The 13,047-nt window shown below is 67.1% G+C and carries 9 protein-coding genes; 7 read left to right on the top strand and 2 right to left on the bottom strand.

Features of this window, described 5'->3' with window-relative positions; translation table 11 throughout:
* Positions 1 to 105: 105 nt before the first annotated feature.
* A complete protein-coding gene (locus tag E3T55_RS13160) occupies positions 106 to 930 on the bottom strand; it encodes a VOC family protein (RefSeq protein WP_134520003.1) in 825 nt (274 codons plus the stop codon).
* Between the two features lie 138 nt (positions 931 to 1,068).
* The gene (locus E3T55_RS13155) at positions 1,069 to 4,803 is read right to left on the bottom strand and encodes a multifunctional oxoglutarate decarboxylase/oxoglutarate dehydrogenase thiamine pyrophosphate-binding subunit/dihydrolipoyllysine-residue succinyltransferase subunit (protein WP_134520002.1); all 3,735 of its coding nucleotides are present in this window, start codon (positions 4,801 to 4,803) and stop codon (positions 1,069 to 1,071) included.
* A gap of 166 nt (positions 4,804 to 4,969) precedes the next feature.
* Between E3T55_RS13155 and guaB1 the strand changes: the two genes are divergently transcribed.
* The 7 genes from guaB1 (at position 4,970) to E3T55_RS13120 (ending at position 12,978) form a co-directional block, all read left to right on the top strand.
* Positions 4,970 to 6,409: a GMP reductase gene (guaB1, locus tag E3T55_RS13150; RefSeq protein ID WP_134520001.1), complete on the top strand. Its 1,440-nt coding sequence runs from the start codon at positions 4,970 to 4,972 to the stop codon at positions 6,407 to 6,409.
* Positions 6,410 to 6,586: 177 nt separating this feature from the next.
* On the top strand, positions 6,587 to 8,023 hold the full coding sequence (locus tag E3T55_RS13145; protein ID WP_134520000.1) for a hemolysin family protein: 1,437 nt from the start codon (positions 6,587 to 6,589) through the stop codon (positions 8,021 to 8,023).
* Entirely contained in the window at positions 8,020 to 9,087 is a 1,068-nt protein-coding gene (locus tag E3T55_RS13140; protein ID WP_134519999.1) for a hemolysin family protein, read from the top strand. The genes E3T55_RS13145 and E3T55_RS13140 overlap by 4 nt, the downstream gene beginning before the upstream one ends.
* 63 nt (positions 9,088 to 9,150) lie before the next feature.
* Positions 9,151 to 10,026, top strand: coding sequence for an ADP-dependent NAD(P)H-hydrate dehydratase (locus E3T55_RS13135; RefSeq protein ID WP_134519998.1), 876 nt, complete (start codon positions 9,151 to 9,153; stop codon positions 10,024 to 10,026).
* Positions 10,020 to 11,348: a glycosyltransferase 87 family protein gene (locus E3T55_RS13130; RefSeq protein WP_241993046.1), complete on the top strand. Its 1,329-nt coding sequence runs from the start codon at positions 10,020 to 10,022 to the stop codon at positions 11,346 to 11,348. Before E3T55_RS13135 ends, E3T55_RS13130 begins: the two co-directional genes overlap by 7 nt.
* Positions 11,345 to 11,650 (top strand): thiamine-binding protein, encoded by a 306-nt coding sequence (locus E3T55_RS13125; protein WP_134519997.1) that lies wholly within the window; start codon positions 11,345 to 11,347, stop codon positions 11,648 to 11,650. The genes E3T55_RS13130 and E3T55_RS13125 overlap by 4 nt, the downstream gene beginning before the upstream one ends.
* Before the next feature lie 47 nt (positions 11,651 to 11,697).
* The gene (locus E3T55_RS13120; protein ID WP_134519996.1) at positions 11,698 to 12,978 is read left to right on the top strand and encodes an MFS transporter; all 1,281 of its coding nucleotides are present in this window, start codon (positions 11,698 to 11,700) and stop codon (positions 12,976 to 12,978) included.
* The last annotated feature ends 69 nt before the right edge of the window (positions 12,979 to 13,047 follow it).

The following is a 13,047-nucleotide window of genomic DNA, read 5'->3' as shown; positions in this document are numbered from 1 at the left end:
CGGGATGTGTGCCACCCGCGTAGCGGCGCAGTACCCGCGCAGCTCTGGGGGCACGCGCTCCTTGGGTGGCGCAGCCGCCGCGCAGCTCTCGCACGCGCCGGGCGGCTATTCGGTGTCGGAGCTGACGGACTTCGACGTCGTCGGTTCCGACACGATCTCGGCGGCTACACCGCCGAGCTGGAAGCTGGCGCCGGTCGGGTCGGCGACCTGGGCGAACACGCCGAACTCCGAGTCCCAGGGTTCACGCAGGATGCTGCCGCCCAGTTCGACGACGCGCAGGGCCGCGGCGGGGACATCCGCTACCCCGAGGTAGAGCTGCCAGTGTGACGGAACCCCCTCCGGCAGCGTTGCGTGCGCGTCGTAGACCCCGCCGGCCATGGTTCCCTCGCCGCCGAACGTGCTGTACCGAAACTCCATGGCGTCACTCAACGGCACCGGCGTCCACCCGAATACCGCCTGGTAGAAGCTGAGTGCCGCATCGTAGTCGCGGGTATTGAGCTCGTGCCAGACGGGGGCTCCGTTTTCGTTGTTGACACCGAAACCGGCATGCTCCGCGGACTGCCAGAGACCGATCGCGGCCCCCGTCGGGTCGAGGATCATGGCCATGCGCCCCTGGTCGCCCACCGTCATCGGCTCCATGAGTATCTGGGCCCCGGCAGCGCGGGCGGACTCGGCGGCGGCGTCGATGTCGTCGACGGCGAGGTAGGTCGTCCAGACGTCGGCAAAGTTCGAGCCGGGCTGTTGCCGCGCCAGGCCGGCAACCTGCGCATCGCCCTTCCAGAAGGTGACGTAGTTGCCGTACTCGTCACCGGACTCCGTTGCGGTCCAGCCGAAAAGTGACGTGTAGAACTGCTTCGAACGTTCGACGTCGGAACTCATCAGGTCGACCCAGCACGGTTCGCCGGGCGTGAAGCTGTCGATGGTGGGCATGGTGATCCTCCTGTGCGTTCGGTCTGATCTGAGAATGGATCGGAACGCACACATCGTACAAAGAAACCCGCGGGCCCGGGGGCGTGATCTGGGAAAACAGATCACGACCCCGGACCCGCGGGTCCGGTCGCCTCGTAGTTACAGGGTCAAGGCGTCGTGCAGCAGTGTCGCTTGCTCGGCCGCGTGGCGCTTGGCCGACCCGGCGGCCGGCGAAGCCGACGCCGTGCGCGAGAACAGACGCACCGGGCGCGGGCCCAGCTTGTTGGTCTCGAGGTAGAAGAACGGCCAGGCGCCCTGGTTCTCGGGTTCGTCCTGTACCCACGCCAGTTCGGCGTTGGGGTACTGCTCGGACACGGCCTTGAGTTCGACGGCGGGCAGCGGGTAGAACTGCTCAACGCGCACGAGCGCGATCTCGGGGTTGGGGTTCTTGGTGAGCTCGTTGAGCAGGTCGTAGTACAACTTGCCCGAGTGGAACAGAACGCGCTTCACCGCGGCCTTGTCTTCGATTCGAGCGTCGTCGATGACGGGCTCGAATTTGCCGTTGGTCAGGTCGGCGACGGAGCTGGTTGCTCCGCGCAGCCGCAGCATCGACTTCGGGGTGAAGACGATGAGCGGGCGGCGGGGACGCATGTACGCCTGACGACGCAGCAGGTGAAAGTACGACGCCGGGGTCGACGGCCGTGCCACGGTCATGTTGTTCTCCGCGCACAGCTGCAGGTAGCGCTCGATGCGCGCCGACGAGTGGTCGGGGCCCTGACCCTCGTAGCCGTGCGGCAGCAGCAGGACAACGGATGACCGCTGGCCCCACTTCTGCTCCGCGCTCGACACGAACTCATCGATGATCGTCTGAGCACCGTTGGCGAAGTCACCGAACTGGGCCTCCCAGAGCACGAGGGCATCGGCGCGTTCCACCGAGTAGCCGTACTCGAAGCCCATGGCCGCGTACTCGCTGAGCAGCGAGTCGTAAATCCAGAATCTGGCCTGGCTGTCCTTGAGGTTCGCGAGCGGCAGCCATTCCTGACCGTTGATCCGGTCGTGCAGCACGGCGTGGCGCTGAACGAAGGTGCCGCGTCGGGCGTCTTGGCCGGCGAAGCGCACCGGGGTGCCCTCCACGAGCAGCGAGCCGAGGGCGAGCAGTTCGCCGAAGCTCCAGTCGATGTTGCCGTTGCGGCTCATGTCGAGACGCTTCTGCAACAGCTGCTGCAGCTTGTTGTGCACCGTGAAGCCGGCGGGCTTGTTGTTGAAGGCATCACCGATGAGGTGAATGACCGACTCCGGTACGCCGGTGGATGCCGGTTCGCCGGCGGAATCCTCACGGGCCTTGGCTTCTGCCTCCGCCAGGGCCGCCGCGGCGACCTCGGCCGTGATGATCGGGATCGACGCGGTCTGCGCGGCGTGCGTCTCCATGAACGCCCGTTCCAGGCGGTCCTGGAAGTCGCGGTGCGCGGCTTCGTACTCTTCTTCCGTGATGTCGCCACGGCCGACGAGCGCTTCGGTGTACAGCTTGCGAACGGAGCGCTTGGCTTCGATCAGGTTGTACATCAGCGGCTGGGTCATCGAGGGGTCGTCACCCTCGTTGTGGCCGCGTCGGCGGTAGCAGATGAGGTCGACGACCACGTCTTTTTTGAATTCCTGGCGGTATTCGAAGGCGAGTTCTGCGGCACGCACCACGGCTTCGGGGTCGTCCCCGTTGACGTGGAAAATCGGTGCCTGGATGGTCTTGGCCACATCCGTCGAGTAGATCGAGGTGCGTGCATCGCCGGGCAGCGTCGTGAAGCCGAGCTGGTTGTTGACGACGATGTGGATGGTACCGCCGGTGCGGTAGCCGCGCAGCTGGGACATCTGCAGGGTTTCGAGCACGACACCCTGGCCGGCCATGGCCGCGTCGCCGTGCACGAGAATCGGCAGGGTCGAGAAGGTGCCGATCGGCTTGCGGTCCTGCTTGGCTCGTACGATGCCCTCGAGCACGCCGTCGCCGGCTTCGAGGTGGGAGGGGTTCGCGGCCAGCGAGACCGGAATCTCGACGCCGCCCTCGCCACGGAAGGTGCCCATGGTGCCGAGGTGGTACTTGACGTCGCCGGAGCCGTGCACGGTGCGCGGGTCCTGGGTTCCTTCGAACTCGCGGAAGATCTCGCCGTAGGTCTTGCCGGCGATGTTGGTGAGTACGTTCAGGCGACCACGGTGGGCCATGCCGATCGCGACCTCGTCGAGGCCGGCATCCGCCGAACTCTGCAGGATGGAATCGAGCAGCGGAATCGTGGACTCGCCGCCCTCGAGGCTGAAGCGCTTCTGCCCGACATACTTGGTCTGCAGGAAGGTCTCGAAGGCCTCGGCCTCGTTGAGCTTGCCGAGGATGCGCATCTGCTCGTGATGGGTCGGCTTGACGTACGCCTTCTCCATCTTTTCCTGCACCCACTTGCGCTGGGCCGGGTCTTGAATGTGCATGTACTCGATGCCCGTGGTGCGGCAATAGGAGTCACGCAGCACGCCGAGGATGTCGCGCAGCAGCATCTGACGCTGGTTGCCGAAGCCGCCGGTCACGAACGAGCGATCAAGGTCCCAGAAGGTGAGGCCGTGGGTCGCAATGTCGAGGTCGGGGTGGCTGCGCTGCATGTACTCGAGCGGGTCGATGTCGGCCATCAGGTGGCCACGCACGCGGAACGAGTTGATGAGCTCCTGCACGCGGGCGGTCTTGTCGACGGCGCTCGCGAGGTCGACGCTGATATCCGGGGCCCAGTGGATCGGGTCGTACGGGATGCGCAGCGCGGAGAAGATCTCCTCGTAGAAGTTGTGCTGGCCGATGAGCAGCTCGTGCACGATCTTGAGGAACTCGCCCGAACCGGCGCCCTGGATGACGCGGTGGTCATAGGTGCTCGTGAGGGTGATGGTCTTGGAGATCGCCAGGCCGGTGAGGGTCTTGATGCTCGCACCCTGAAACTCGGCCGGATAGTCGAGGGCGCCGGCGCCGATGATGCAGCCCTGGCCCTTCATCAGGCGGGGGACCGAGTGCACGGTACCGATTCCGCCGGGGTTGGTCAGCGACAGGGTCGCGCCGGCGAAGTCGTCGGCGGTGAGCTTGTTCTGGCGGGCCCGGGAGACGAGGTCTTCGTAGGCGGAGAGAAACTCGCCGAAGGTCATGGTGTCGGCACGCTTGATGGCCGGAACCAGCAGCGCACGGCTGCCGTCGGGCTTGGGCATGTCGATGGCCAGGCCCATGCCCACGTGGGCGGGGGCGATGACCGAGGGCTTGCCGTTGACCTCGTCGTAGTAGACGTTCTGGCTCGGGAACATCTTCAGCGCCCGAATCAGCGCCCAGCCGATGAGGTGGGTGAAGCTGACCTTGCCGCCACGCGCACGCTTGAGGTGGTTGTTGATGACGATGCGGTTGTCGATCAGCAGCTTGGCCGGAATCGTGCGCACGCTCGTCGCGGTCGGCACGGTGAGGCTCGCGGCCATGTTGGTGGCGAGCGACTTGGCCATGCCGCGCAGCGGCGAGACGACGTCTTCACGCACCGGCGCGGTGGCGTCGGGCACGACCGCCTGCGGCTTCGTGATCGGCGCGTCGGCCGGTACGGGCTTGGGCTTGGCGGCGATCGATGTGGTGCGCGCCGTCGGCTGGCCGTCCGCGGCCGCTGCCGGGGCGGGAGCTGCCGGAGCAGCGGCTGCCGGGGCGGGCGCTGTCACCGCTGCTGCCGGAGCGGCGGGGGTCGACGCGGTCTGGTGGTAGCTCTCGAGCACCGGCCACCACGATTCGTCAACCGAGTTCTTATCGACGAGGTACCTTTCGTACAACTCATCTACGAGCCACTCGTTTGCACCGAATTCACCCGACGTCGTTTCGTCGGAGGTTCCACCGGTTACCTGGCTTGACACCTACCGATCACCCACTCTCTGCGTTGATTTTGGGACTGCGTTGATTTAGGGACTGCGTTGACTTTCGATGCCCGAGCGTTCAGACGGCCGGGCCAGTTCTGCACGACCAGCCTAATCCCATCCGAAGCGGGTGCGGGCACCTGCGTGGGGCGCTAGCTTTATTTGTATGCAGTTCTATGGAACAATTCCCAGTCACGATCTGACCTACTCCGACGTTTTTCTGGTTCCCGGGCAATCCGACGTGAACAGTCGCCTCGACGTGTCGCTGGCTCCCCACGACGGCAGCGGCGGCAGTATTCCGATCGTCTCGTCGAACATGAACTCGGTGACCGGGCCACGTTTGGCGGCGACTCTCGCCCGGCGTGGCGGGCTCGGCGTGTTGCCGCAGGATATGCACCTGCAAGACCTGGATGCGGCCATCCGCTGGGTGAAGGCCCAGTCGGTGCGTTTCGACACCCCCTTCAGCTTCGGCCCGCAGGACACCGTCGAGATGGCCCTGCGGCAGGTGCCGCCCGTCGATGGCCAGGGAATCGTGATTCACGATTCGCACGGTGAGTACCTCGGCTGCATCGTCGCCTCGCGGCTGCGCAGCGCCCTGCCCGACGCCCTGCTCGGTGATCTGCTGCACGGCGCGCTGCCCGCCCTCGACGCCGATGACGTCGACGGACCGCGCCGGGCCTTCGACGTGATGACCGCCGCCGACCTTGATTTTGCTCCGGTGCTGCACCACGGACAGGTCGTCGGCACGCTCAGTCGCAAGAGTGCGCTGCGCTCGACGCTGTATCAGAGCGCTGTCGACGCGCACGGGCGGTTGCGGGTCGCCGCAGCGATCGGCATCAACGGGGATGTCGCGGCGAAAGCGAAGGCCTTCGCGGCCGCCGGTGTCGACGTGCTCGTCATCGATACGGCCCATGGCCACCAGAGCGGCATGCTGCGCGCGATCGGCATCGTTGCCGACCTGAATCTCGGTCTGCCGATCGTGGCCGGCAACGTCGTCACCGCCGATGCCGTGCGCGACCTGGTCGGAGCGGGCGCCACAATCGTCAAGGTCGGTGTCGGCCCCGGCGCCATGTGCACCACCCGCATGATGACGGCCGTCGGTCGCCCGCAGTTCTCGGCGGTGCTCGAGACCGCCACCACTGCCCACGAACTGGGGGCTCATGTCTGGGCCGATGGCGGCGTGCGGTATCCGCGTGACGTGGCCCTCGCCCTGGCGGCCGGAGCCAGCGCGGTGATGATCGGGTCCTGGTTTGCCGGCACCGCAGAGGCGCCCGGAACGCTCAATACGGATGCCGCGGGGGCGCTCTACAAGGAAAGCTGGGGCATGGCCTCGACCAAGGCCGTGCAGGAGCGGTTCGGCAGGCTCGACCCCTACGAGCTCGCCCGCAAGACGCTGTTCGCGGAGGGAATCTCGAGCTCGAAGATCTATCTCGACCCGTTGCGCCCATCCGTCGAAGACCTGCTCGACATGATCACCTCGGGGGTGCGCAGCTCGTTCACCTATGCCGGGGCGAGCAGCATCGAAGAATTTCATGCCAAGGCGCTCGTCGGAATTCAGTCGGCGGCCGGGTACGAGGAGGGCAAGGCGCTGCCGGTCTCCTGGTGACCCGTGCTGAGGCGCGGCGTCGCGCCGCCACACCCTAATAGGGGAGGGCCGGCCACGGTATAGTGGGAGGAATAATGGACGACCCCCCTCGGCCCCGGCCCTCTTCTCTGTTTACCTTCAACTTCTTGGTCGGCGCTGTCTTTTCAGTTGGCAGCGACGGCCTGATCGTGTCGTGCCATGTCTGAGTGGCTGATGCTCGGGTTCGGCGTGCTGCTCACCATCGGTACCGGGCTGTTCGTGGCGAGCGAGTTCGCCCTGGTCAACCTCGACCGTTCCGATCTTGAGGCCCGCCAGGCCCGCGGCGAGACCCGCCTGGGCATGACGATTGCTGCCCTCAAGATCACCTCGACGCACCTGTCGAGCGCGCAGCTGGGTATCACGCTGACCACCCTGCTGACCGGTTACGCCATGGAGCCGGCGATCAGCAGCCTTCTGTTCACGCCGCTGACGGCGGTCGGACTGCCGGAGGGGACCGTGCCGGTTGTCGCGACGACAATCGCTATCATCGTCGCCACCCTGCTGTCGATGATCGTCGGGGAGCTCGTTCCGAAGAATTTCGCGCTCGCCCTGCCGATCCAGACGGCGCGGCTGGTCATCCCGTTCCAGACGCTCTTCACGACCGTGTTCAAGCCCGCCGTACTGCTGCTGAACGGCAGCGCGAACGGGCTGCTGCGTGCCGTGGGCATCGAGCCGAAGGAAGAGCTGTCGGGTGCCAGAACCGCGGAGGAGCTGTCCTCCCTGGTGCGGCGCTCCGCGAGCGCCGGCCTGCTCGAAAAGGACACGGCAACGCTGCTGCACCGCACCCTGCTCTTCTCGGGCCACGATGCGTCCGACGTGATGACACCGCGGCCGCGCGTCGCGAGCGTGCAGCGTAACGACTCCGCCCAGGCCGTCATCGAACTCACCCGGGCCACGGGCTACTCCCGGTTTCCCGTCGTCGACGAAGACATGGACGACGTGGTCGGCATCGTGCATGTCAAGCAGGCCGTTGCCGTGCCGCGGCATCGCCGACTCGACGTACCGGTGTCGGCGCTCTCGACCGAACCGCTGCGGGTGCCCGAAACCATGAAGCTCGATGGGCTCCTGAGCGAGCTGCGGGGTCGCGGTTATCAGATGGCGATCGTGGTCGACGAGTACGGTGGCACGGCCGGTGTCGCGACCCTCGAGGACCTCGTCGAAGAACTGGTCGGCGAGGTGGCCGACGAGCACGACCGTGCCCGCGCCGGGGTGGTGCGCTCGACGGACTCAATCGCCTTTCCCGGGCTGCTGCGCCCCGATGAACTACTCGAACGTACGGGCCTGGAAGTCCCCGACGACGGCCCCTACGAAACCGTGGCCGGCTTCATGATGAGCCTGCTGGGGCGCCTGCCCGTCGTCGGCGACAGCGTGACCCTGCCGGGCGGAGAGCTGACGGTTGAACGTCTCGAAGGCCGGCGCGTCGACCGGCTGCGCTACACCCCGGCACCACCGGAGGCGGCGGCGGACGCGCAGCCTGAACCGCGCAAGAAAACCGATCCGGCCGCGAACAAACAGGCAGTACCTAAGACGGCAGTACCTAAGCAGGCAATACCCAAGCAGGCAACACCCAAGCAGAGAGTGGTGAAGACTCGATGAGCGACTGGGCAGGTTTGGCCTGGCTGGTCGTGTTGCTCGCGGCGAACGCCTTTTTCGTCGGAGCGGAATTCGCGGTCATTTCCGCGCGCCGGTCGCAGATCGAGCCGCTGGCCGAAGAGGGAAAACGCAGCGCCAAGACGGCGCTCTGGGCGATGGAACACGCGACCCAGATGCTGGCCACCACGCAGTTGGGCATCACCGTGTGCTCTTTGCTGATCTTGAACGTGTCCGAGCCGGCCATCCATCACCTGCTCGAAGCACCGCTGGCGCTGACCGGGATTCCCGAGGAGTACATCGGCACGATCGCCTTCATCGTCGCCCTGTTGCTCGTCTCGTACCTGCACGTGGTCTTCGGTGAAATGGTGCCGAAGAACCTGTCGTTCTCGGTTCCTGACCGGGCCGTGCTGCTGCTTGCTCCGCCGTTGGTCTTTGTCGGCCAGGTCTTCCGCCCGGTCATTGTCGCCCTGAACGCGACGGCGAACGGTGTTCTGCGCCTCTTCGGTGTGCAGCCGAAGAATGAGGCGACGAGCGCGTACACCCTCGACGAGGTCGCGACAATCGTCACCCAGTCCACCCGCGAGGGCATCCTCGCCGATGGCACCGGTGCCCTCAATGCGACCTTCGAGTTCACGACCCGCAAGGTGCGTGATGTGGTCGTGGCGCGAGCCAACCTCGTCAGCCTGCCCGAGAACGCCACCCCCGACGACGTGGAACGGGCGGTAACACGCTACGGGTTCTCGCGCTACGTGGTGGTCGATCCGAGCGGTGACCCCACCGGATTCGTGCACCTCAAGGACATCATCGACCTCGACACGGATTCCCCGTCGGCGCCCGGCACGAAGACCGGTGCGTTCTGGGAGCCGATCCCCGCCAAGCGCATCCGCCAGCTGGTGTCGATCTTCGAAGACACCGATCTGGAAGACGCCCTGGCCACGATGCGCCGCTCGGGAGCGCACCTCGCCCGGTCCTTCACCGCGCAGGGCGAGACCACCGGCGTGCTGTTTCTCGAGGACATCATCGAGGAACTCGTCGGTGAAGTGCAAGACGCCACCCGCCGTGACTGATCCGGTCTGAAGGTTGCGGAAGCCTGAAGGACCTGCCGGGCGTAATCGTTCTATCGTGGACGCATGGTGAAACACGCGTCGTGGCAGGAATGGCGCTGTGCCGAGGCGCGCAGCTGGATCGCCGTTCCCGACCAGAGCGACGACAAGTACTCCCGGGGTGTACTCGGAGTCTGCACCGGGTCGGCCGAGTACCCCGGAGCGGCCGTGCTCGGTGTGCAGGCGGCCGCTCGCACCGGCGTCGGCATGATCCGCTACCTCGGTCCGGCCGTGGTCGCACAGCTCGTTCTGGCCAGGCGTCCCGAGGTCGTTGTGGGCCAGGGGCGGGTACAGGCCTGGCTGCTCGGCTCCGGCATGAACGCAGAAGACCTCGGAGATGCCGCGCCCGACCTCGCCAGCGCCGCAGCGTCGGGGGTGCCCCTCGTCTGTGACGCCGGCGCGCTCGATTACGCTCGGCTGGCGACCGGTCCGACGATCATCACCCCGCACTTTCGCGAGCTCGCCGGGCTGTTGACGCGCGCGGGCGCGTCGGTGAACCCTGCCACGATCGCAGAGGACCCGGGTGCGTGGGCCGGACGCGCCGCCGATCTACTGGGTGTGACCGTGCTGCTGAAGGGCTCGGTGACCTGGATCGCCGACCCCACCGGCACCCGGTTCACCGTCTCCCATTCGCCATCCTGGCTCGCCACGGCCGGCGCGGGCGACGTGCTCGGCGGCATCCTCGGCGCACTCCTGGCCACGCACCACGAGCAGCTGCAGACGGATGCTCAGGCGCTGCCCGCTCTCGCGGCCACCGCCGCGTGGGTGCACGCCGAGGCCGCCCGGCGGGCATCCGGTGGCGGCCCGATCGCCGCCCTCGACGTGGCCGACGCGGTACCGGCCACCATCGCCGCGCTGCTTGCCGCCCCCACAGCCCCCTCCGAAACGGCGGCGCCGTGCTGACTGTTCGCCGCGCCGCACTGCTCGTCGCGGCGTTTGCTCTGGTGCACGTCGTGCTGATCGTGCTGGCCCTGAACGCACCGAACGGGCCCCTGGGCGACGTCGAGGCGATCTACCTCGGCTGGGCACGGGAAGCGGCATCCGGTGCCGGGATCCCCGGGATCACGAAGGACTTTGTCTACCCCGTGGTCGCGGTCCTGCCGATCCTCGGCGCCCTGGTAGTCGGCGACGACGGCTACGTGGCGGTCTGGCTCGCCCTCGTGACGCTTGGTAATGCGGCGGCTTTCGCGGTACTGCTGCACCGCGCGAGCCGGGCCACCGACCGTCGCTACGACGTGGCAGCCTGGTGGTGGCTGGCCTTTCTGCTGCTGCTCGGTCCGATCGCGGTCGGACGCATCGACGCCGTCACCGTGCCGCTCGTGATCGTCGGCCTGCTCTGGCTCAGCAGCCGACCGATCTGGGCGAGCGTTCTGCTCACGATCGCAACCTGGGTGAAGGTCTGGCCGGCCGCGGTGATCGGTGCGGTGCTCGTGGTGTCGGCCGATCGCGCGCGGGTATTTCGGGTCGCACTCGTGACGAGCGCCGCCATTCTCGTGACCGCCGTGGCGCTCAGCCTGTCCCTGGGCAGCGCGCCGCACGTTCTGAGCTTCATCGCCGAGCAGACCGGGCGGGGAATCCAGATCGAGTCACCCGTTGCCGGGCTCTGGATGTGGCAGGCCGCGGCCGGCCTTTCGGGAATCACGATCTACTATGACTTCGACATTCTCACCTACCAGATCACCGGCCCCGGAACCACCCTGGCCAGCGCGCTGATGACCCCGTTGCTGGCGCTCTCAGCCGTGGCCGTGCTGCTCCTGGGGGTGCGGGCCCAGCGTCGCGGCGTCGACAGGGCGCACCTGTTTCCCGCGCTCGTGCTGGCCCTCGTTCTCGTGCTGGTGCTCGTGAACAAGGTCGGTTCGCCGCAGTTCAGCAGCTGGCTGGCAGCGCCACTCATCTTCGGCCTCGTCGTGCAGCCCCTGGTCTGGCGGCTGCCGGCCCTGCTCGGCCTCGTGATCGCCGCCCTTACCCAGATCGTCTACCCGTTCTTCTACGACACGCTGCTTGTCGCCGACCCGCTGCTGGTGGCGGTGCTCACGCTGCGCAACCTGTTGGAGGTCGCACTGCTCGGCTGGGCGTTGCATCGACTCTGGACGTACGCTGGCACAGACGGCAGAGCGGCCCGCCGGACTGCCCAGACCAGCCAGACCCCCCAGAACCCCCAGAATCGCCAGAACCCCCATAACCCCCAGAATCGCCAGAACCCCCAGAATCGGAGAAGTCGATGATCGTAGCTTTCTCAGTCGCCCCCAGCGGAACGGGCCGGGCCGACGGCTCGGTGCACGACGCCGTCGCGGCCGCCGTGCGCGTGGTACGGGAATCCGGCCTGCCCAACCACACGGGCTCCATGTTCACCGAGATCGAGGGCGAGTGGGACGAAGTGATGGCCGTGGTGAAGGCGGCGACGGATGCCGTGGCCCCCTTTGGGTCCCGCGTCGCGCTGGTTTTGAAGGCCGACATTCGCCCCGGTTTCACGGGGGAGATCACCGCCAAGGTCGAGCGCCTCGAGGCCGAACTCACACGGCACTAGCCCGCGAGACGCGGGCAGAGCCGGAGGTCGAGGCGTAGGCTTTAAGCATGCCCCTCACAGTTGACGGGTCGGTGCGCCTGTCGCCGACCCGTATTCGTCTTGCCCTGCTCGCCCTGGCGCTGGGTGGCTTTGGAATCGGCGCCACCGAATTTGTCGCGATGGGACTGCTGCCGAATCTGGCTGCCGACCTGCTGCCGGGGCTCTACGCGAGTTCCCCGGATGCCGCCAACGCGCGGGCGGGCTGGCTCATCTCCGCTTACGCGCTCGGAGTGGTGGTCGGGGCGCCCACCATCGCCGCCGCCGCGGCGCGCTGGCCGCGCAAACAGCTGCTGCTGGTGCTGCTGACCGCGTTCACCGTGGGCACGATCGCTTCGGCGCTGCTGCCAACCTTCGAGCTGGTGCTCGGCGCGCGTTTTCTCGCCGCCCTGCCCCACGGAGCCTACTTCGGTATCGCCTCCCTCGTCGCGGCCGATCTGATGGGTCCGGGAAAGCGCGCCAGGGGCATCGCGCTCGTGCTCTCCGGGCTGACGATCGCGAACGTGATCGGCGTGCCCACCATTACCTGGGTGGGCCAGAACTTCGGCTGGCGTACCGCGTACCTCGTTGTCGCCGGTATCTTTGCCGTGACGTTTCTCGCGGTTGCGGCCTTCGTGCCGCACCAACCCGGCAACCCGCTCGTCACGATGCGCACCGAGCTGCGGGCGTTTCGCCACGCGCAGGTCTGGGTGACCCTGTCCATCGGTGCGATCGGGTTCGGCGGGCTGTTCGCCGTCTACACCTACGTCGCGCCCCTCGTCATCGAGGTGACCGAGCTCGGGGCCGGTGCGGTGCCGCTCGTGCTCGTTGTGGTGGGCCTCGGCATGACCGTGGGAAACTTCGCCGGTGGCGCGATGGCCGACTGGAGCGTGCGCCGCACGATGATCATCGCGTTCGGTGTTCTGATCGGAGCCCTCGTGCTGCTGGCCTTCTCGGCACAGTTCGTCGCGGGCCTGCTGGTCGGCGTGTTCCTGATCGGGGCGGCAGCGTCGGCGTTATCGCCGACGATCCAGGCCCGGTTGATGGATGTCGCGCACGAGAGCCAGTCGCTCGCTGCGGCGCTGAATCACTCGTCGCTCAACATCGGTAACGCGCTCGGAGCCGCGCTCGGCGGAGCTGCGATTGCGGGCGGCTTCGGGTATATCGCACCGATTTGGATTGGCGTCGGCCTCAGCGTGATCGGGCTCGTTCTCACCCTCGTGACGTTTCGGATCGACCGGAACCGTCGTCGTCGGGGAGTGCACGTGCCTTACGGAACGCAGGCCATCGGAGTCGTGGGACGCACGAAGTAGAACCGGCAGGCCGCTCAGTGTGTGGCGCGCTCTCGGTTTCCCCCCTCGAGCGCGCCCCGGTACTGATTC

This window comes from Cryobacterium frigoriphilum (genome assembly GCF_004403305.1).
Taxonomy (GTDB): Bacteria; Actinomycetota; Actinomycetes; order Actinomycetales; family Microbacteriaceae; genus Cryobacterium; species Cryobacterium frigoriphilum.
Note: the sequence above shows the minus strand (reverse complement) of the source record. Positions and strands in the feature narration are given on the sequence as shown.